Here is a 19,896-nt window from a genome sequence, read left to right on the forward strand (position 1 = left end):
GGACGCTCACTTGAAGTCCCGCAGATAAGGGTTGAACTTGAACGGGTCGGTCATCTCCGGCACCATCTCGGCGTCGCGGACCGCGAAGAAGGTGTTCTCGGCGACCCACGGGGCGAACCACGCCTGGTCGACGACGTACTCGTTGATCTCGCGGTACACCTCGTCCGCCCGCTCGCCCCGCGCCACCTGGGCCTCGTCGAGCAGCTTCTGCAGCTTCGGGTCCTCCGTCTGCATGACGTTCCAGATGGAGCCGGGCTCGAGCGCCTCGACGATGCTGAACAGCGACGAGGCGGAGGTGCTCATCCGGGCGTCCATGATGGGGAACCGGCCGCCGAGGATGTCGGTGATCGCGGTCGGCCCGGTGAGCGGGACCTCCTTGACGTCGATGTTCAGCAGCCCGAGCTGCTGGGCCACCATCGGGGCGTAGATCGGGTTCTCGCCCTGCGTGGGCACCTCGACCTCGAAGCCGTCGGAGTAGCCGGCCTCCTTCATCAGCTTGCGGGCCGCCTCGACGTCGTAGGGGTAGCGCTCGTCCAGTGCGGGGTCGAACGCGGCCGAGGACGGGTTGAAGATCTGCGTGGTCGGGGTGGCCTCGCCGCCCATGATGTGGTCGGCGACCCCCTGGCGGTCGAACACCATGTTGATCGCCCGTCGCACCCGGACGTCGCCGAGCGCGGGCACCGCCTCGCCGGCGCGGTCGTTGAGGTACAACCCCGTCCAGGTACCGGGTGCGGAGAGGACGTGCAGGCCGGAGCTCTCGGCCTCGCCCGCCTGGTCGTAGTTGATGGTGGCGCCGTCGATCTCACCCGACATCAGGGCGTTGAGCCGCGCCGTCGCCTCGGACATCGTGACGAACGTGATGACGTCGTAGGCGTAGGCGTCGGCGTTCCAGTAGTCGTCACGCTTCTCGAACCGGTAGACCGACCCGGACGTCGACCCGGCGACGTCGAGCACGTACGGGCCGGAGCTGACGGGGTTCGAGGCGACCGCGCCGCTCTCGATCTGCTCCGGCTGGGCGATCGCCCCCGGCGCGAGGCACATGAAGGTCGGCAGCTGGCCCGTCGGCCGGGGGGCCTTGAGGACGACGGTGAGGTCGTCCGGCGTCTCGACGGTCACGTCGGCGACGCGGCCGGCGTCGCTGCCGCCGCCCACCTTCATGTGCTCGATGGTCGCCTTCGCCGCCGCCGCGTCCACCGGGGTGCCGTCCGAGAACGTCATGCCCTCGCGGAGCTTCATGGTGAGCGTCCTGGCGTCCTTGCTGAGCGTGTACGACTCGGCCGCGTTGGGGACGACGGAGCCGTCCGCCTCGCAGTGCAGCAACGAGTCGAAGGTCGCCTGCCACCGCCACCGCTGGTCGCCGCCGCTCTGCTGGAGGGCGGGGTCGAACGACTGCGGCTCGCCCGAGACGCCGAGCGTCAGCGTCCGCTCACCGCCTGCGGGGTCGGCCGCCGGTCCTTCTGCCGCGCACCCGGACAGCGCGACCGACGCCACCGTCCCGGCGATCACCGCCGCACCCACGCCACGAAGCGTTCTGTGCCACTTCATCGTCACTCCCTCTCGTCCTTGAGAAGCTGACCTGCCGGCGGGGAGCCGCTTCGCTCCCGATTTAAACGTTACAAGCGATGGGATCGATCGTGGCGTCGGGACCTGGTCGTGTCAAGAGTCCCGAGACCTCGGGTGCGGGCCGCGTCGCCCGCACCCGAGCACGTCACCGCGTGACGAGCGGGCTCCCGACCGGCACCCAGTCGCCCGCGACCCGATGCGCCCCCGGCCCGACCGTGCGTGCCGGCTCGTCGAGCGGGAGGTCGAGGTGGGCCGTCACGCCCGGCGGCACCTCGAGCTCGAGCTCGAACCGCTCGCCGGCCAGCCGCCACGACACCTCGATCGGTCCGTACGGGCTGTCCAGCCGGGCCGACGCCCGGTCGAGCTGCCCCGTCACCAAGGGCCGCACCGTGACCTCCCGGTAGCCCGGAGCCGCGGGCGCGAGGCCCGCCACCGAGCGGTGCAGCCAGTCCGCGACCGCCCCGTAGGCGTAGTGGTTGAACGACGTCATCTCGCCGGGGTTCACCGAGCCGTCCGGCAGCATCGAGTCCCACCGCTCCCAGATCGTCGTGGCTCCCATGCTCACCGGGTAGAGCCACGACGGGTTGGTGCGGGTCAGCAGCATCGCGTGCGCCAGCTCCGGGTACCCGGCCTCGCACAGGGCGTCCAGGATCACCGGGGTGCCCAGGAACCCGGTGCTCACGTGGAAGTCGGCCTCGCGGACCAGCGCCGCCAGCCGGTCCCCCGCGCCGCGCCGCTGCGCGTCGGTGTCGAGCAGGCCCCAGACGATCGCCAGCGCGTAGACGGTCTGGCAGTCGCTGCGGACCGTCCCGTCCGCCCCGACGTACGCCTCGCGGAACGCCGACGCGACGTCCTCGGACAGCTGCCCGTACCGCCGGGCGTCGGCCTCGTGCCCCAGCACGCCGGCCGCGCGGGCCAGCAGGTGCGCGCTGCGCGCCAGGTAGGCCGTGGCGACGACGGCCGGGTCCGCCTTCGCCGCCGCCGCGTCGTGGGGCGGGGCGTCCGGGTCCAGCCAGTCGCCGAACTGGAAGCCCGTGTCCCACAGCAGCGAGTCGCCGGCCAGGGCGCGCTCCTTGTCCACCCAGGCCCGCATCGAGTCGTACTGCCGCTCCAGCACCCCGACGTCGCCGTAGCGCTCGTAGAGGGTCCACGGCACGTGCACGGCCGCGTCGGCCCACCCCGCCCCCGACGTCTGCCCCTGGTCCCCGGGCCGGGGTCCGCTGACGTTCTCGTGCACCACGTCCGGGACCACCATCGGCACGCCGCCGTCGGCGTGCTGGTCCGCGGCGAGGTCCTGCAGCCACGAGCCGAGGAACCCGCCCACGTCGAACAGGAAGCCGGCCGTGGGCGCGAAGACCTGGATGTCGCCGGTCCAGCCGAGGCGCTCGTCGCGCTGCGGGCAGTCGGTGGGCACGTCGACGAAGTTGCCGCGCATGCCCCAGACCACGTTCTCGTGCAGCCGGTTCACCTCCGGCTCGGAGCACTCGAACCAGCCGGTGCGTCGCAGGTCGGAGCTGACCACGACCGCATCGGCGTCCTCCGCGCGGACGGTCGCGCCCGTGACCTCCGCGTACCGGAACCCGTGGAAGGTGTAGCGGGGCTCGAGCAGCTCCGCCCCGCCGCCCGCAAGGAGGTAGGTGTCGGTCGCCTTCGCGTCGCGCAGCGGGCGCACGCCGAGCTCTCCGTCCTCGAGCACCTCCGCGTGCCGCACCGTGACCCGGGCCCCGCGCTCGCCGGTCACGCGCAGGCGGACCCAGCCGACGACGTTCTGGCCGAAGTCGAGGATCTGGGCACCGCCGGGCGACGTGCTCACCTCGCGCGCCGGCAGGGTGGCGACCTCGCGCACGGGCGGGCCCGTCGGCGCGACGAGGCGACCGAGGTCAGCCTCCACCACGTCCACCGGGCCCTCCGCGACGGCGTCCGGCGCGAGCGGCAGGCGGAGGTCGGTCGTCTGGCCGTCGTACAGGTCGTCCGCGAGAACCCCTGTCGTACCGGCACGCCAGCTCTCGTCGGTGACCACCGTCTGCCGGCGGCCGTCCGCATAGGTCACCTCGAGCTGGGCGAGCAGCGCGAGTCGGTCGCCGTAGGAGTCTCGCTGCAGCGTCCACGTGAGCTGCCCGCGGTACCACCCGTTGCCGAGACCCACCGCGATCCGGTCCGCCCCGGGTGAGCGCAGGTGCTCGGTGACGTCGAACGTCCGATAGCGCAGCCGCGCGTCGTACGCGGTCCAGCCCGGGTCCAGCTGATGGTCGCCCACGCGGCGGCCACCGATCCACGCGTCGTAGATCCCGTGCGCCGTGACGTACAGGCGAGCGGCCACGACGTCACCATCGAGCTCGAGATCCCGCGCGAGCACGACGGCGCCGCCGTCGAGCCCGCCCACGTCCCGCGGGCTGACGAACCGCGCCTCGACGTCCTCCGGCGTCAGCAGTCCGGCCTCGATCACCAGCGGATCGCTCCACGCCGTCCACTCGCCGCCGGCCTCCGCCCGCACCTCGACCTCGACGCGCTCCCGCGAGCGCAGCTCCGGGAAGGGCCACGCCACGAGCACCTGCTGGGGTCCTGACCGCCGGGCCACCTCGGTGCGGCCGTCGGGAGCCCGCAACCGGATCTCGGACGCGGTCTGCGAGCCGCTTCCCTCGCTGCGGACCCACGAGAGCCGAGGAGCGGCAGTACCGACCCCCAGGTCCGGAGCGCCGTACTCGGCCACGAGCCGTTCGATGCGCATCGTCGCGCCTCCTCGCGGGACGAACCCGCTGTCGGGGACATCTCGCGCCCGTCGTCGGACGCGGATTGAAACGTATCAGAGGCTCAACGAGGCGACCAGGGCTCTGCCCGGGGCGTGGTCGTGGCCCACAATGGGACGGAACGTGACCACCGGCCATATTCAATCGGCTGGATGTGTCTGTCCGGATCAGGGGAGCTGGCTTGAGCGAGGCGCTGTACGCCCAGGTGCACGAGACGCTGCGGGCACGCATCGTCGGCGGCGGGCTGGCCGTCGGCGACCGGCTGCCGACGCAGGCGGAGCTGGTCGAGGAGTTCTCGGTCAGTGCTATCACGATCAAGCGCGCGCTCGACATGCTGCGCGACGAGGGCTTCGTGACGCGGCGGCCGCGCATCGGCACGATCGTGGTCTCCACGACCCCCGCGGGCGGTGCGCCCTCGGCGCCGGCCGACCGACTGCCCCTGGTCGGGTACATCGTGCCGGGGTTCGACGACGCGTTCGGGTCGCACCTGCTCGGCGGGATCCTCGCGGCGTCCAGCGAGCGGGCGCACGTCGTGGTCGCGATGTCCCGGGGCAGCTCCGAGCTCGAAGAACGTCTCATCGAGGAGCAGCTGGACGGCGGCATCGACGGGCTGGTCCTGCTCCCCACGTCGTCGCAGTCCATCCCGCAGAGCGTCGCGACGCTCGTCGGCCGCGGGTTCCCCATCGTCATCGTCGACCGCACGCTCACGGGCGTGCCCGTCAGCACGGTGACCTCCGACAACGTCACCGGCGGGCAGCTGGCGGCGGAGTACCTGTTCGACCTCGGCCACACCCGGATCGCGCTGGTCCAGTCGCCCAACGCGGTGTCGACCCTCGACGAGCGCAGGCGCGGGGTCGTGGCCGCCCACGCCGCGCACCAGGTACGCCTCGAGGAGTCCCAGGTGTACTCCGGCGTCCGGTCCGTGGTGCCAGGCTCCGAGGTCACGCCCGAGGACGACGTCGACGGCCTCGCCGCGTTCCTCGAGGCCCACCCCGACCTCACCGGCTGTGTGGTGACGGAGTACCACTCCGCGCGCCTCGTGCTGCAGGCCGCGCATCGGCTCGGCCGGACGGTGCCCGACGACCTCTCGGTCATCTGCTTCGACGCGCCGCCGGAGTACGTCGACGCCGCGGTCCCGCTCACCCACGTGGAGCAGGACCAGCACGCGATCGGGGCGCGCGCCTTCGAGCTGGTCGAGCGGCAGCTCGCCGAGCGGGGCGACGTCTCGCAGGACACCGTGCCCGTGCGGATCCTGGCGGGCGGGTCGACCGCCCCCGCGCCCCGCTCGGCGAGGTCGTAGCAGCTCATCCCTGGCGGGCACGCACCTCGAGCGCCATGACCGCGCTCAGCACGGTCGAGTACCCGACCTGGGTGGGCGCCGGCCGCGCCCAGTCGTCGCCCGGCCGCAGCACGACGCCCGCGCGCCCCAGCCCCACGACCGCGGCGGGCGGCGCGCCGTCCGCCCGGGCGACGTCGTCGAGCGCCACCAGCCCGTGCTCCCACAGGGCGTCGGTGCTCGACCGCACGAGCGACTCCACCTCGGGGACGGCGCGCTCGTCCAGCAGCAGCGCCGCGTACCGGTACCAGACGCCCTTGAACAGGCCGACGTCGCCGCCCGCGGTGTCCGGCACGTCGTCGTCGACCAGCTCGCCCTCCCGGCGGAAGACGCCGCCGACGGCGAGCTCGCGCACCGACGTCAGGGCCGTGCGCTCGGCCTTGTCGAGCCAGCCGGCGTCCCCCGTAGACATGTACAGCTCGACACATGCCCCGATGTACAGGCCTTGGTTGTAGGTGAACCGCCAGTGGGTGTCCACGGCCGAGCCGCCCTCGCGCCCCAACCCGTCCTCGACGAACCCGTCCGGCCCCACCAGGTGCGCCTCGAGCCACGCCACCGTCGTCAGCGCGCGGTCGAGGTAGCGCTCGTCCCCGGTGCGGCGGGCCAGCCGCGCGCCCAGGATCGCCAGCGGCCCGTTGGCCGGGGTGTTCTTGTAGCCCGGCTGCTGCTTGCGCCACGACAGCGACGGCCCGTGGGTGTCGTTCCACCCGTGGTCCACGACGTGCTTCCACAGCGCGACGACGTCGGCCTCGACGGCATCGCGCTCCGCGTCGTCCGGGGTCGCCGCGGCCAGCCGCAGCAGCGCCAGGGCGTACCAGAGCATGTCGTCGAAGTAGTCGTTGAACAGGCTGCCGTCGTTGCGCTCGCGGATGTTCGCGGCCGTCGCCCGCGCGGCGTCCAGCCACGCCTCGTCGCCCGTGCGCAGGTGGGCGTCGAGCCGGCAGTCGACGACGTGCGCGAGCCACCAGTAGTTGAACGTGCCGTCGGCGACCTCGGGGTGGCCGTTGTGGAGCAGCTGCGGCGGCGCGGCGCCGTAGAGCAGGTCGACGCTGTGCTGCGCGACGTCGGCGCGGTCCGCCCAGGTCTGCACGCGCGCGGCGTCCGGTGTCGTGGTCGTCATCGGTTGGCCTCCAGGATGCGGTCGCCCTGCGTGCGGGCGGTGTCGAGCGCGTCGGGGGCCCGCAGGGCACCCGACATCACCTCTTGCAGTGCGGGGATGAGGGCGAGCCCCTCGACATCCGAGTACCCGGGGACGGGCGGGCGGACGGTGGCGACCTCGATGGTCTCGACCATGGGGGCGAAGCGGTCGTCGACCGTGTCCACCGCGCGTCGTGACGCCTCGACGTTCGCCGGGATGTTCTTGCTGATCTCGGCGAACGCGAGGCTGTTCTCCTGGTCCGCCGCCCACCACTTCATGAGCTCCCACGCGCCCTCGGGGCACGGGGCCTCGGCGGGGACGACGAGCCCGAAGCCGCCCATGGACGCGCCGGTGTCGCCCCGCGGCCCGGCGACGGCCGGCACGACCCCGTACTCCAGGCCGTCGACGGCGTCCCAGGTGGGGAAGTTCCAGGGCCCGTCGTACTTGATCGACACCGCTCCCTGCGCGAACGCGTCGATGCCGTCGGAGAAGCCCAGCTCGTACACGCGCCGCTCGTGCAGCAGCTCGTCCCAGAAGTCGAGCACCTCGAGGCCCTGCGGGGAGTCGAACGCCGTGTAGCGCAGGGTCGGGTCGAGCAGCTCCCCGCCCGCCTGCTTGAGCCACATGCTGAACAGCCCGACGTCCTGGAGCTCGAACCCGGCCCGTTTGAGCTGCCCGCCCTCGCGGACGGTCAGCGCCTCGGCGGCGTCGGCCAGCTCGGCCCACGTCGTCGGCGGGCGGATGCCGGCCTCGTCGAGGTGCGCCTTGTTGTAGAAGAGCGCGCGTGTGTCGACGAGGAGGGGCAGGCCGAAAGTCACGTCGCCGACGGTCATCTCTCGTACCGCCTCGGCGTAGAACGACCCCAGGTCCACGCCGTCGCGCGCCGCCCAGGAGTCGATCGCCTGCAGCGCCCCGCGGCGGCCGTACTTGGCCGTCTGCCAGCGGTCCCAGAGCACGAGGTCCGGCACGTTGCCCGACGCGATGCCGGTGAGCATCTTCTCCTCGAGCGCGCCCTGGGGCACGTAGTGGAACGCGTACTCGGCCTGCGCGGCGTTGAACGCGTCGAGCTGCGTCTTGATCTGCGCGGCCTGGTCGCCCGCCCAGCTGCCCCACATGGTAAGGCGGCGGGCACCCGTGTCGGTGTAGCGGGGCTGGTTCGGGGCCGCGCACGACGCGAGGACGGCGGCGCCGGCGCCCACGCCGAGCGCCCGCAGGATCGCGCGGCGGCTAACGGGCGTTGACATGGGAGACCCCCTCGATGATGTAGCGCTGGGCGAAGACGAACAGCAGCAGCACCGGCAGGCTGGTGATCACGGTCCCGGCCATGAGCGGGCCGTAGTCGGTCGCGTAGTCGGTGACGAACGACGCGAGGCCGACCTGCACGGTCCACATCTCCTGGACGTTGAGGACGATCAGCGGCCACATGAAGGAGTTCCAGCCCGCCTGGAAGGTGAGGATCGCGAGCACGGCGGCCCCCGCCTTGGCGAGCGGCAGGTAGACCTGCGCGAAGATCCGGAACTCGGACGCGCCGTCGATCCGCGCCGCCTCGCCCAGCTCGTCCGGGATGGAGGAGAAGAACTGCCGCATGAAGAACACGGCGAACGCGCCGGCGGCCCCGGGCAGGATGATCGCCCACCAGGTGTTGAGCAGGCCGACGCCGCCCTGCCCGACGACGTTGTTGCCGCCGGCGAACGGGAAGGCGCGCAGCACCAGGAACGACGGCACCATCGTCACGATGCCGGGCACCATCAGCGACCCCAGGAGGGTCACGAAGAGCGCCCGCTTGCCACGGAACTTCAGCTTGGCGAACGCGTACCCGGCGAGCGAGCCGAAGAACAGGTTCAGCACGACGCCGGCCACCGCGAGCAGCATCGAGTTCAGGAAGTAGCGGCCGAACGGCACCTCCGTGAGCACGCGCTGGTAGTTCTCGAGGGTGACGGTGCGCGGGATCAGCTCCAGCGCCCCGGAAAGGATGTCGCCGGCCGGCTTGAGCGACGTGACCAGCGTCCAGAACAACGGGAAGACGGTCAGGATCGCCACGACGACGACGGCGATCCACCAGGCGACGGCGCCCACGCGCTGGGCGGGGGTCTTGTGCTTGGTGTGCAGCTCGCCGGGCCGGGGGGACCGGCCGGCGAGGGCGCCGGTGGTGGCCGCGACGGACAGGCCGGGTGCGGTCTGCGCGCTCATGAGTTGTCCCTCCCCGTGACGCGGGCGTTGATGACGGCGAAGACCGCGATGATCGCGAAGAGGACGAACGAGATCGCCGACGCGTAGCCCATCTCGAGGTTCCCGAAGCCCTGCGTGTAGATGTAGTAGACGAGCGTGATCGTGGAGTTGCCCGGGCCGCCCTTGGTGAGCACGTAGGCCTGGTCGAACACCTGGAAGGCGCCGATGACCAGCAGCGTCGAGACGAGGAACGTGGTACGCGACAGGCTCGGCATGACGATGTAGCGCAGCTGCTGCCACCAGCCGGCGCCGTCGATGCGCGCGGCCTCGTAGAGCTGCGACGGAATCCCCTGCAGGCCGCCGAGATAGATCATCATGTTGGTGCCGAAGCCCGCCCAGACGCTCATGATGACGATGGCCGGCATCGCCCAGTTCGAGTCGTACAGCCAGGCGGGGCCGTCGATGCCGAACCAGCCGAGCGCGACGTTGACCATGCCGAACTGGGGGTTCAGCAGCCACAGCCAGATCGTCGCGGTCGCGACGGTCGACGAGACCACGGGGACGTAGAAGAAGGTGCGGAAGAGCGTCGACACCCGCACGTTGCGGTGCAGCAGCAGCGCGGTCGCCAGCGCGACCAGGATGCCGAGCGGCACGAACAGCAGCGTGTAGTACGCCGTGTTCCGCAGCGCGATGAAGAAGTACGGGTCGAGGAAGAGCCGGCGGTAGTTGTCCAGACCGACCCAGTGCGAGTCGCCGATGACCGAGTAGCTCGTGAAGCTCATGACGAGCGCCATGCCCGCCGGGATGACCACGAAGATCGCGAACAGGGCGATGGGCAGGGCCACGAAGAGCCAGGCCCACCTCTCCTGGATCCGCCACTGCCGTGAGGGTTTGCGTGGTGCCGGGGCCGGGAGCGGGGTCGCCGCCCGGCCTGGCGGCGCCGTTGCCGCTGTCGTCACCGTCATGGTGCTGATCGCCTCCTTTGCCGATCCGCACGGCCGCTCCTATGCGGCGTGCGTGAACCTTGTCGTCGCCGTGCCGGGCACGCGGTACCCGACGACGTCGAGCACGAGCTCGCAGAACATCGAGTCCGCCCAGCTGAACCACTCCCGCGTGAACTGCTCCGGGTGGTCCACGTGGAACGACTCGCACATCCGCCCGCGCGCCGCGTTCGTGGCGAGCATCGACGCGACGAGCGCGCGCTTCTGGGCCGTGTCCGTCGAGGTCAGGCCCCGCACCGCCGCCGAGATCGGCCAGACGTAGCGCGGCGGCGTGTGCGGGCTGCCGAGCCCGTCGCCGGTGGCGCCGCGCACGTAGGTGGGGTTGTCGTCGCTGAAGATGAAGCGCCGCGTGGCGACGTAGAGCGGGTCGTCGAGGGCGACGCCGCCGGTGAGCGGCAGCGAGAGCAGGCTCGGCATGTTCGAGTCGTCCATGAGCAGCCGGTGGCCGAGGCCGTCGACCTCGTAGGCGAAGATCGGCCCGTGCTCGGGGTGGTCCACGACGCCGTGCCGCCGGATGGCGTCGTCGAGCTCCGCGGCGAGCTCCACGGCCCGTGCGGCCAGGCCCGGGTCGGCGAGCGGCCCGCGGGCGAGGTCGGCGAGGTCGCGCAACGACGCGGCGGCGAACAGGTTGCCGGGCACGTTGTAGTGGTAGACGCAGGCGTCGTCGCTGGGCCGGAACGCGCTCCACGTCATGCCGGTGACGGCGACCGGAGACCCCTGGCCGTCGCGCACGAGCGTGTCGGTCGGCGGGCAGTCGTCGCGCTCGAACCGGTAGTCGGACCGCGCGTCGTGGTCCTGCTCCGTGCGCAGGGTGGCGAGGACCGCCTCCGCGGCGCCGCGGAACGTCTCGTCGAGGTGGTCGGTGCGACCGGTGGCGAGCCACAGCTGGTGCGCGAGCTGGAGGGGGAAGGCCAGCGAGTCGACCTCGTACTTGCGCTCCCAGACGCCGGGCGTCATCGCCGTGCGGTCGGCCTGGTGCCCGGCGCCGTCGGGCGTCCGGTTGAAGGCGTTGGCATACGGGTCCTGCAGGATCTGCGCGCTCTGCCGCCGCACCAGCGCCGCCACGACGTCGCCGACCCGCGGGTCGGCGTCGAGCAGCGCGAGGTACGGGCGGATCTGGGCCGCGGAGTCGCGGAGCCACATCGCCGGGATGTCGCCGGTGAGCACGAAGGCGGTGCCGTCGGGCTCGAGCACGACGGCGTCGCGCAGCGTGCGCTGCATCGCCTCGGCGAAGACTGCGGCGGTCGGGGCGTCGAAGGCGTCGGCGACACGGTCGGTCACCTCGTCCAGCACGCGGTCGTCGAGCATCGGGGGGCCACCCTGGTCCATGAACTGCCGCTCCATCGTTTAGGTATATCTAATAGATGGAACATACCAGCGACGGCCCAGGGCGACCAGACCGCTCCGGCGTCGACCTCCGCGCGGGTCAGCCCGGGTGGCGGACGGCGCGCACGAGAAGGGACCGACCGCCGACGGCGACGGGCACGAGCGCCGGCACCCCGGCGTTCCACTGCGCCCGCCGGCTGCGGGTGCGCGAGCGGGAGGACTTGCGCTGGGGGACGGCCGTGGCCGCTCCTTCCTCGGGTCCGGTACCCCCGGCTCAGCCCTGGCGGGCCTTGAACCGGGGGTTCTGCTTGTTGATGACGAACGTCCTGCCGCGGCGCCGGACGACCTTGGCGCCCGGCAGCCGCTTCAGCGACCTCAGCGAGGCCCGGACCTTCATCGGACGCCCTGCCCGTAACGGCGGCGGAACTTCTCGACGCGGCCGGCGGTGTCGACCACGCGCGCGGCACCGGTCCAGAACGGGTGGCTGGCGCTCGAGATCTCGACGTCGACCACGGGGTAGGTGTTGCCGTCCTCCCACTCGATCGTGCGGGCGGGCCGGCCGGGGCCCGAGGCCGTCTCGCCGGCCAGCGTGGAGCGCGTGAGGAACGCGGTGCCGGCGCTGGTGTCGCGGAAGACGACGGGGCCGTAGGTGGGGTGGATGCTCTGCTTCATGGTGGTTCTCCTCTCACCAGCTGGACTTGGTGACGCCGGGCAGCTCGCCGCGCAGCGCCAGCTGGCGCAGGCGGATGCGGGACAGCCCGAAGCGGCGCAGGTAGCCGCGGGGGCGGCCGTCGACGGCGTCGCGGTTCCGCAGGCGGGCGCGGCTCGCGTCACGGGGCTGGCGCTGCAGCTCCATGACGGCGGTGGCCCGCTCCTCCGGGGTGGACGACGGTGCGGCGACGACGCGCTTCAGCTCGGCCCGCCGGGCGGCGAACCGCTCGACGACCTCGCGACGCCGCGCGTCGGCGGCGATCGTGGACGCCTTCGCCATCAGCGCTCCTCGCGGAAGTCGACGTGCCGGCGCACGACGGGGTCGTACTTGCGCAGCACCACGCGGTCCGGGTCGTTGCGGCGGTTCTTGCGGGTGACGTACGTGAAGCCCGTGCCCGCCGTCGAGCGGAGCTTGACGATCGGGCGCAGGTCGGTGCGGGTGGCCATCAGACCTTCTCTCCTCGTGCCTGGATCCTGGCGACCACGACGTCGATCCCGTCGCGGTCGATGGTCTTGATGCCCCGGGCGCTCACCCGCAGCGTGACGGTGCGGCCGAGCGAGGGCACCCGGTAGCGCTTCTTCTGGACGTTCGGGTCCCACCGGCGCTTGGTCCGCACGTGCGAGTGCGAGATCGCGTGGCCGAAGCCCGGGACGGTGCCGAGCACCTGGCAGCGGGCAGACATCGATACCTCCGTCATGAGAACGGTTCTCATCAGAGCGCTAGACTGGCAGACTTGAGAATTGTTCTCAAGTACCGCCATCCCTAACCCGCCGGAGGTGCCCGTGATTCCCGACCGCCCGCACGCGTCCACCACGCCCGTCGCGCCCGCGCTGAGCGTGCTCGTCGCCGTCGACCCCGTGCTGCGCGACGCCGCGGCCGCGAGCCTCACCCTCGCCGCGCCCGGCGTCGTCGTCGTGCGGCACGACCTGCTGCCTGACGACGGCGCGCTGCGCCGCGTCGCCGTCGACGCGACGGGCGTGGTGGAGGACGAGACGGTGGCGCTGGAGCACGCCTGCGTCTCGTGCAGCGTGCGGGAGGACGCCGTGCCCACCCTCGCCCGCCTCGCCGACGACGGTCGCTGGGCCCACCTCGTGCTCGCCCTGCCCGTCACCGCGGAGCCGCTGCCCGTGGCGCGGGCCCTCGCGGCGCAGACGGGCGCCGGCGGCGCGCTCGAGCGCCTGCGCCTCGCCGCCACGGTCGGCGTCGTCGACCTCGACGCCCTGGAGGCGGACCTCCTCGGCGACGACCTGGTGGACGAGCGCGGGCTCGCGCTCACCGACGACGACCAGCGGCCCGTCGGCGAGGCACTGGCGGCGCAGCTGGAGCAGGTGGACGTGGTCGTCACGACCGGCGACGCGCCGACCGGGGGCGGGCTCGCCGACCGGCTGCGCGCCGTCGACAGCCACCGGGTCGACGGCCTGCACGACCTGGACCCCGTCGCGCTCGCCGCCCGCGCGCACGCCCCCGCGGCGGCCGAGCGGCGCGCCCACCCGCTCGCCGCCCGCGGCGGGCGCCGGCGCGCCAAGGACCCCCGGGACCGGAGCTGGAGCCTGCTGCTGCGCAGCGACCGGCCGTTCCACCCCGAGCGGCTGCTGGCGCACGTCGAGGACCTCGGCACCGGGCCGGTCCGCAGCCGCGGCGTCTTCCACGTGCCGAACCGGCCCGACTCCGCGTGCCTGTGGGACGGCGCGGGCGGCGCCCTGTGCGTGGCGGACCTCGGCACCTGGGACGAGGTGGCGGCCGGGCATCGTCCCGTCACGCGCATCCTGGTGGTCGGCGCGGGCGGGCCCCGCGACGCCCGCGAGGTGCACGACCGCATCCTCGACGCCTTCGGCGAGGCGCTGGCCACCGGCGACGAGGTGGCGGACGGCGGGCTGCGCTGGCTCGGCCGCGACGACGTGCTGGCGCCGTGGCTGGGAAGCCGCAGCGCCTGAGCGGTGTTGGCCCGTCGCGGGACCCGCGGGAGACATAGGCTCCTCGCGGGCCCGCACCCCACGACGGACGGGAGACACGCATGGCCGCACGCGCGCTGACCGAACGGCTGCGCACCGAGTCGGGCGCCGCCCTGCTGCTGGTGGGCGTGACCCTGCTGGCGCTGGTGTGGGCCAACTCGCCGCTGTCGGGCTGGTACGAGCACCTGTGGGAGCTGCCGATCCACGTCGACGTCGGCGACCTGCGCTTCGACATGGACCTGCACCACTGGGTCAACGACGGCCTCATGGTGCTGTTCTTCTTCGTGGTCGGCCTCGAGGTGCGCCAGGAGCTCGCGATCGGGTCGCTGCGGAAGCGCAGCCAGCGCCTGGTCCCGCTGGTGGCCGGGACGCTCGGCGTGATCGTGCCCGCGCTGGTCTTCCTCGCCGTCGCCGGGCACGCCGACCCGCACGGCTGGGGCGTCGTCGTCGGCACGGACACGGCCTTCCTGCTGGGCGTGCTCGCTCTCGTCGGGCCCACGATGTCGAGCCAGCTGCGCGTCTTCCTGCTCACCCTGTCCGTGGTGGACGACTTCCTGGCCGTCGGCATCATCGGCGTCGTCTACTCCGAGGACGTGCGGGTCGCGCCCCTCCTGGTGGCCCTCGCCGCGCTCGGCGTGCTGTGGCTGCTGGGCCGCATGCGCGAGTGGCGCAGCTCGCCGTACGTGCTCGTCGTCGTGGTGCTGTGGGGCGCGACCGTGCAGGCCGGCGTCCACCCGTCGATCGCCGGCATGCTGGCCGGGCTGCTGGTGCCCGCGGTCGCCACGCGGCGCGACGACGTGCTGCAGGCCAAGAGCCTGTTCCGCGACTACTGGCAGTCGCCCAGCGCCAGCGTGGCCCGCAACGCCCGCGTCGGCCTGGCCCGCTCCATCTCCGTCAACCACCGCCTGCACGACGTGCTGCGCAGCCCCGTGTCCCTCGTCGTCGTGCCGCTGTTCGCGCTCGCCAACGCGGGGATCGACCTGCGCGGCGGCGCCCTGGGTGACGCCCTCGGCTCCGTGATCACGTGGGGCGTCGTGGCGGGGCTCGTGGTCGGCAAGCTCGTGGGCGTCTCGCTGGGCACCTGGGGCGCCATCCGCGCCCGCCTCGGCGCGCTGCCCGACGGCGTCGGCCCCGGCAGCGTGCTCGGCGGCGCGGCGCTGTCCGGCATCGGCTTCACCGTGTCGCTGCTCGTGGTGGACCTCGCGTTCGACGGCACGCCCGCCGGGCAGGCCGCGACCGTCGGCATCCTGATCGCGATGGTGCTGTCCGCCCTGCTCGGGTGGGCGATCTTCACCGTCGCGCGCGTGCGCTACGGCGAGGCGAGCGCCGACCTGCCCGTGACGCTCACCCCCGCCGTCGACCCCGGCCGCGACCACGTGAAGGGGGACGACGACGCCGCGCACACCGTGGTCGAGTACCTCGACTTCGAGTGCCCGTTCTGCGCCCGCGCCACCGGGATGGGCGCCGAGCTGCGCGAGCACTTCGGCGACCGGGTGCGGTACGTCGTGCGGCACCTGCCGCTCGAGGACGTGCACCCGCACGCGTACCTGGCCGCCGTCGCGGCCGAGGCCGCCGAGCGGCAGGGCCGGTTCTGGGAGATGCACGACCGGCTGTTCGCGCACCAGTCGCGGCTCGAGCCCGACGACCTGCGCCAGCACGCCGCCGAGATCGGGCTCGACCTCGGGCGGTTCGACGCCGACATGTCCGACGAGGCGCTGCACGCCCGGGTCCGCGCGGACGAGGCCAGCGCCACCGCGTCCGGCGCGCGCGGCACTCCCACGTTCTTCCTCGACGGCGTCCGCCACCGCGGCCCGCACGACGCGCGCACCCTCATCGCCGCGCTCGAGGCGAACGAGGACGACCCGGCGCTGCGTCGCCGGTCGTGACGACCGGGCGGTGCGGGAGGATGGGCGGCATGGGATACCGGACTGAGCCCCTCGAACCCGCGGCCCCCGCCGACCTGCCGTTCCTGCGGCGCTGCGTGGACCTCGCGCGCGAGGCCCTGGAGGACGGCGACGAGCCGTTCGGCTCGCTCCTGGTCGACGCCGGCGGCGCCGTGGTCTTCGAGGACCGCAACCGCGTGAAGGACGGCGACCAGACCCGCCACCCCGAGCTCGAGATCGCCCGCTGGGCGGCGGCGCACCTGACGCCCGAGGAGCGCGCGGGGGCGACGGCGTACACGTCGGGCGAGCACTGCGCGATGTGCAGCGCCGCGCACGCCTGGGTGGGCCTCGGGCCCATCGTCTACGCGACCAGCACCGCCCAGCTCACCGGGTGGCTGCAGGAGTGGGGCGTCGCGCCCGGCCCGGTGACCCCGCTGCCGGTGGGCGACGTCGCGCCCGGCGTCCCGACGCGAGGCCCGGAGCCCGAGCTCGCCGACGAGGTCCGCGCCCTGCACGCCCGGCTGCACGGGATGCACGACCCCGCCTGACGATGTTTGCCTGGGGACATGAGCGATTCCCCGGACCCCGGACCTCGCGCCCGCAGCCCCTGGACCCTGCGGGTCGTCGTGCTCGTCGCGGTCGTGATCTTCGCCGTCGTCGTCTGGCTGGTGGTGCGGGACGGCGGCGCCCCCGCCGCGTCGCCGTCCCCCGCCGCGTCGTCGCCCACGGCGCCGTCCCCCACCGCGACGCAGGACCCCGCGGAACCCACCCCGAGCACGACGGGGGCCGCGGGCTGCGACGCGACCGACGACGACACCCCGGAGGGCGCGGACACCCACGAGGTGGTGGACGTGGACGGCGACGGCGAGGCCGACACCGCGTGGCTCACCGGCAGCGCCGACCGCCGCTTCGGCATCACCACGGCGTCGGGAGCCACGTTCTCGGTCGCGATCGACGCGGCGAGCCCGCAGCGCGCGGCCGCCGTCGTGAACGTCGTCGCGGCCGGGGACGACTCCTCCCCGATCGCGCTGATCGACACCGGCCGCGAGGTGCTGCTGCTCTCCGCGGCCGACTGCGACCTCGCCGCGACGCAGAACCTCGCGGGCGACGCCTACACGTTCGACAAGGGGTTCACCGGGCACGGCACGGGCGTGGGGTGCACGGAGGCCGACGGGGCGCTGCGCCTCGCTGGGCTCGACGCCACCACGGCCGGCGACGGCTCGTTCACGGTGGACCGCACGTTCGTCGACCTGGACGACGGGGCCGTGACGGGCTCCAACGGCGAGGAGCAGACCGTCGCGCAGGGGGCCGGGCCCGCCGACCCGGTGGTCGTGACCGCGCAGGGGACGAGCTGCGGCGAGCTGGTCGCGGGCGAGGACGGGCCGGTGGAGCCGCAGTCGTGAGGACCCGCGGCGTGCGCGGATCGCGCCTTGCGCTCTTGAATTGACATAGGTCAATATAGACGCATGCCTATGCAGCAGCCCCGTCGCCTGTCGACCCTCGACCGCTGGCTGCCCGCCTGGATCGGGCTGGCGATGGTCGTCGGCCTGCTGCTGGGCCGCTTCGTGCCGGCGACGTCCGACGTGCTGGCCTCGATGGAGATCGGCGGCATCTCCGTGCCGATCGCGCTCGGGCTGCTGGTGATGATGTACCCGGTGCTGGCCAAGGTCCGCTACGACAAGGTCGCCGCCGTGACCGGGGACAAGAAGCTGCTGGTCTCCTCGTTGCTGCTGAACTGGATCGTCGGACCGGCGCTGATGTTCGCCCTGGCCTGGACGTTCCTGCCCGACCTGCCCGAGTACCGCACCGGGCTGATCATCGTCGGTCTCGCCCGTTGCATCGCGATGGTCGTGATCTGGAACGACCTCGCGTGCGGGGACCGGGAGGCCGCCGCCGTGCTGGTGGCGATCAACTCCGTGTTCCAGGTGGTCGCGTTCTCGCTGCTCGGTTACTTCTACCTCACCGTGCTGCCCGGCTGGCTCGGCCTCGACACCCAGGGGCTGGACGTGTCGGTCGGGCAGATCGCGCTGAACGTCCTGGTCTTCCTCGGCATCCCGCTGGGGGCCGGCTTCGCCTCCCGCTGGATCGGCGAGCGCGTCAAGGGCCGCGACTGGTACGAGGAGCGGTTCGTGCCGAAGGTCGGACCGTGGGCCCTGTACGGGCTGCTGTTCACGATCGTGCTGCTGTTCGCCCTGCAGGGCGACGCCGTGACCTCGAACCCGCTCGACGTCGTCCGCATCGCCCTTCCCCTGCTGGTGTACTTCGCCGTCATGTGGGGCCTCGGCCTGGCCCTGGGCAAGGCCCTGTCCCTGGGCTACGCCCGCTCGACCACGCTCGCGTTCACCGCGGCGGGCAACAACTTCGAGCTCGCCATCGCCGTCGCGATCGGCACCTTCGGCGCCACCTCCGGTGAGGCACTGGCCGGCGTCGTCGGCCCGCTCATCGAGGTCCCGGTGCTGGTGGGCCTGGTCTACGTGTCCCTGTGGATCGCCCGGCGCTGGTTCGCCGTCGACCCGTACGCCGTCGAAGTCCCCGCACGAGAGCTGGACGAGGTGAGGTCATGACCACGACTGACACGACCGGGGCGAGCCTGCCGCTGACGGTGCGCGACCCGGGCTGCGGGCCGCGGATCGAGGCGCACGCGATCGGCGCCGAGGCGGCGGGCGTGGTCGCGGCCACGCTCAAGGCTCTGGCCGAGCCGCTGCGGCTGCGCATGCTGTCCTTCGTCGCCACCGCGCCCGCCGGCGAGGCGTGCGTGTGCGACCTGGCCGAGCTGACCGACGTGTCCCAGCCGACCGTGTCCCACCACCTCAAGGTGCTGCGCGACGTCGGCGTCCTGGCCTCCGAGCGGCGCGGCACCTGGGTCTGGTACCGCATCACCCCCGGCTACAAGTCCGCGATCAGCACCCTGCTGGAGTCGTTCGCGCCGGCAGCGCTGGACGCCCGGGGCCCGCACCCGCACCTGACCGGGCTCGAGGACGCCGACGCCGCGCTGGACCGGCTCGCTGCCGAGCTGGCCTCCGCGCACCCTGACCTCGGCGCCGACGTCGTCCTGAGCACCGTCCGCGAGTCCTACACCGCGCTGGCCCGCTCGGCCAAGGTCCCGGCGCACCTGCTCACCCTCACCGAGCGGTTCGCCCGCCAGCGCCTCGCCGACCTCGCTCGCGACGCCCCCCGTGGTGGCGTCGCCGACCCCGCGGCCGCCCCGCAGGTGCTGTTCGTGTGCGTCGCGAACGCCGGACGCTCCCAGCTCGCCGCCGCGCTCGTGCGGCACTACGCCGGCAACCGGGTCGTGGTCCGTTCCGCCGGGTCCACCCCGGCCGCGGACGTGCACCCCGCCGTTCGCCCTGAGCTCGCCGCCCTGGGCGCCGACGAGCCGTTCCCCAAGCCGCTCACCGACGACGCGGTCCGCGCCGCCGACGTCGTGATCACCATGGGCTGCGGCGACGTGTGCCCGGTCCTGCCCGGCAAGAGGTACGAGGACTGGCTCGTGGGCGACCCCGCTCTCGCCTCGCCCGCCGGCGTCGCCGCCATCCGCGACGAGCTCGACACCCGCGTACGCGCGCTGCTCGCCGACCTGGTGCCCGACCTCGACCTGCCCACACCCTGACACCCCCGAACGACGGAGACCACCGTGACCGACACCCACACCCCCGCCCCGCCGTCCGCCCTGTTCGTCTGCGTCCACAACGCCGGCCGCTCCCAGATGGCCGCGGGCTTCCTGCGCACCCTGTCCGGTGGTGCCGTCGAGGTCCGGTCGGCCGGCTCGATGCCCGCCGACCGCATCAACCCGGTCGCCGTCGATGCCATGGCCGAGGTCGGCGTCGACATCACCGCCGAGCAGCCCAAGGTGCTCACCACCGAGGCCGTGCAGGCCTCCGACGTCGTGATCACCATGGGCTGCGGCGACGCCTGCCCGATCTTCCCCGGCAAGCGCTACGAGGACTGGCAGCTCGACGACCCCGCGGGCCAGGGCCTCGACGCCGTCCGCCCCATCCGCGACGAGATCGAGCGCCGCGTGCGCGACCTGCTCGCCTCGCTCGGTGTGGAGCCGGTCGCCCGCTGAGGA

At 73.1% G+C, this 19,896-nt stretch carries 20 protein-coding genes and 1 pseudogene; 8 read left to right on the forward strand and 13 right to left on the reverse strand.

Annotated features, from left to right (window positions below; genetic code table 11):
- Positions 1-6 precede the first annotated feature (6 nt).
- Together B5Y66_RS09630 and B5Y66_RS09635 are read right to left on the reverse strand one after the other, a co-directional pair.
- Positions 7-1,545 carry an ABC transporter substrate-binding protein gene (locus B5Y66_RS09630; protein WP_139820821.1) on the reverse strand — a complete coding sequence of 513 codons (1,539 nt, stop codon included), beginning with the start codon at positions 1,543-1,545 and terminating at the stop codon, positions 7-9.
- A gap of 163 nt (positions 1,546-1,708) precedes the next feature.
- The gene (locus tag B5Y66_RS09635) at positions 1,709-4,291 is read right to left on the reverse strand and encodes a family 78 glycoside hydrolase catalytic domain (protein ID WP_079573888.1); all 2,583 of its coding nucleotides are present in this window, start codon (positions 4,289-4,291) and stop codon (positions 1,709-1,711) included.
- Between the two features lie 200 nt (positions 4,292-4,491).
- Between B5Y66_RS09635 and B5Y66_RS09640 the strand changes: the two genes are divergently transcribed.
- Positions 4,492-5,610: a GntR family transcriptional regulator gene (locus B5Y66_RS09640; RefSeq protein ID WP_139820822.1), complete on the forward strand. Its 1,119-nt coding sequence runs from the start codon at positions 4,492-4,494 to the stop codon at positions 5,608-5,610.
- Positions 5,611-5,614: 4 nt separating this feature from the next.
- Here B5Y66_RS09640 and B5Y66_RS09645 read toward each other — a convergent pair whose 3' ends face one another.
- The 11 genes and pseudogenes from B5Y66_RS09645 to rpmB all read right to left on the reverse strand — a co-directional run bounded on the left by B5Y66_RS09645 (position 5,615) and on the right by rpmB (position 12,674).
- Positions 5,615-6,766 carry a glycoside hydrolase family 76 protein gene (locus B5Y66_RS09645; RefSeq protein WP_079573893.1) on the reverse strand — a complete coding sequence of 384 codons (1,152 nt, stop codon included), beginning with the start codon at positions 6,764-6,766 and terminating at the stop codon, positions 5,615-5,617.
- Complete coding sequence (locus tag B5Y66_RS09650; RefSeq protein ID WP_079573895.1) at positions 6,763-8,028, reverse strand: ABC transporter substrate-binding protein; 1,266 nt, start codon at positions 8,026-8,028, stop codon at positions 6,763-6,765. The genes B5Y66_RS09645 and B5Y66_RS09650 overlap by 4 nt, the downstream gene beginning before the upstream one ends.
- A complete protein-coding gene (locus B5Y66_RS09655) occupies positions 8,012-8,974 on the reverse strand; it encodes a carbohydrate ABC transporter permease (RefSeq protein WP_079573897.1) in 963 nt (320 codons plus the stop codon). The genes B5Y66_RS09650 and B5Y66_RS09655 overlap by 17 nt, the downstream gene beginning before the upstream one ends.
- Positions 8,971-9,798, reverse strand: a complete 828-nt coding sequence (locus tag B5Y66_RS09660) for a carbohydrate ABC transporter permease (protein ID WP_245807026.1) — start codon at positions 9,796-9,798, stop codon at positions 8,971-8,973. The genes B5Y66_RS09655 and B5Y66_RS09660 overlap by 4 nt, the downstream gene beginning before the upstream one ends.
- 159 nt (positions 9,799-9,957) lie before the next feature.
- Positions 9,958-11,298 (reverse strand): glycoside hydrolase family 125 protein, encoded by a 1,341-nt coding sequence (locus tag B5Y66_RS09665; RefSeq protein ID WP_245807027.1) that lies wholly within the window; start codon positions 11,296-11,298, stop codon positions 9,958-9,960.
- A gap of 82 nt (positions 11,299-11,380) precedes the next feature.
- Positions 11,381-11,506: pseudogene (gene rpmF, locus B5Y66_RS09670) on the reverse strand (50S ribosomal protein L32); the annotation flags it as partial.
- Positions 11,507-11,554: 48 nt separating this feature from the next.
- Positions 11,555-11,677: a type B 50S ribosomal protein L36 gene (ykgO, locus tag B5Y66_RS09675; RefSeq protein WP_079573901.1), complete on the reverse strand. Its 123-nt coding sequence runs from the start codon at positions 11,675-11,677 to the stop codon at positions 11,555-11,557.
- A complete protein-coding gene (locus tag B5Y66_RS09680) occupies positions 11,674-11,952 on the reverse strand; it encodes a type B 50S ribosomal protein L31 (RefSeq protein ID WP_079573903.1) in 279 nt (92 codons plus the stop codon). Before B5Y66_RS09680 ends, ykgO begins: the two co-directional genes overlap by 4 nt.
- A 13-nt stretch (positions 11,953-11,965) precedes the next feature.
- Positions 11,966-12,271: a 30S ribosomal protein S14 gene (rpsN, locus tag B5Y66_RS09685; protein WP_079573905.1), complete on the reverse strand. Its 306-nt coding sequence runs from the start codon at positions 12,269-12,271 to the stop codon at positions 11,966-11,968.
- Positions 12,271-12,438 carry a 50S ribosomal protein L33 gene (gene rpmG, locus B5Y66_RS09690; RefSeq protein WP_079573907.1) on the reverse strand — a complete coding sequence of 56 codons (168 nt, stop codon included), beginning with the start codon at positions 12,436-12,438 and terminating at the stop codon, positions 12,271-12,273. The genes rpsN and rpmG overlap by 1 nt, the downstream gene beginning before the upstream one ends.
- Positions 12,438-12,674: a 50S ribosomal protein L28 gene (rpmB, locus tag B5Y66_RS09695; protein ID WP_079573909.1), complete on the reverse strand. Its 237-nt coding sequence runs from the start codon at positions 12,672-12,674 to the stop codon at positions 12,438-12,440. The genes rpmG and rpmB overlap by 1 nt, the downstream gene beginning before the upstream one ends.
- Positions 12,675-12,774: 100 nt before the next feature.
- Between rpmB and B5Y66_RS09700 the strand changes: the two genes are divergently transcribed.
- The 7 genes from B5Y66_RS09700 (at position 12,775) to B5Y66_RS09730 (ending at position 19,893) form a co-directional block, all read left to right on the forward strand.
- Positions 12,775-13,926: a GTP-binding protein gene (locus B5Y66_RS09700; RefSeq protein ID WP_245807028.1), complete on the forward strand. Its 1,152-nt coding sequence runs from the start codon at positions 12,775-12,777 to the stop codon at positions 13,924-13,926.
- Between the two features lie 80 nt (positions 13,927-14,006).
- Positions 14,007-15,830, forward strand: a complete 1,824-nt coding sequence (nhaA, locus tag B5Y66_RS09705; RefSeq protein ID WP_079573911.1) for a Na+/H+ antiporter NhaA — start codon at positions 14,007-14,009, stop codon at positions 15,828-15,830.
- A 29-nt stretch (positions 15,831-15,859) separates the two neighbouring features.
- Positions 15,860-16,375, forward strand: coding sequence for a nucleoside deaminase (locus tag B5Y66_RS09710; protein ID WP_079573913.1), 516 nt, complete (start codon positions 15,860-15,862; stop codon positions 16,373-16,375).
- 18 nt (positions 16,376-16,393) lie between these two features.
- Positions 16,394-17,230: a hypothetical protein gene (locus B5Y66_RS09715; protein WP_079573915.1), complete on the forward strand. Its 837-nt coding sequence runs from the start codon at positions 16,394-16,396 to the stop codon at positions 17,228-17,230.
- Between the two features lie 63 nt (positions 17,231-17,293).
- Positions 17,294-18,391 (forward strand): ACR3 family arsenite efflux transporter, encoded by a 1,098-nt coding sequence (gene arsB / locus B5Y66_RS09720; RefSeq protein ID WP_079573918.1) that lies wholly within the window; start codon positions 17,294-17,296, stop codon positions 18,389-18,391.
- A complete protein-coding gene (locus tag B5Y66_RS09725; protein ID WP_079573920.1) occupies positions 18,388-19,437 on the forward strand; it encodes a metalloregulator ArsR/SmtB family transcription factor in 1,050 nt (349 codons plus the stop codon). Before arsB ends, B5Y66_RS09725 begins: the two co-directional genes overlap by 4 nt.
- 24 nt (positions 19,438-19,461) lie before the next feature.
- Positions 19,462-19,893: an arsenate reductase ArsC gene (locus B5Y66_RS09730; protein WP_079573922.1), complete on the forward strand. Its 432-nt coding sequence runs from the start codon at positions 19,462-19,464 to the stop codon at positions 19,891-19,893.
- The last annotated feature ends 3 nt before the right edge of the window (positions 19,894-19,896 follow it).

The sequence above is a fragment of the Krasilnikoviella flava genome, assembly GCF_900167525.1.
GTDB classification, from domain to species: domain Bacteria; phylum Actinomycetota; class Actinomycetes; order Actinomycetales; family Cellulomonadaceae; genus Isoptericola; species Isoptericola flavus.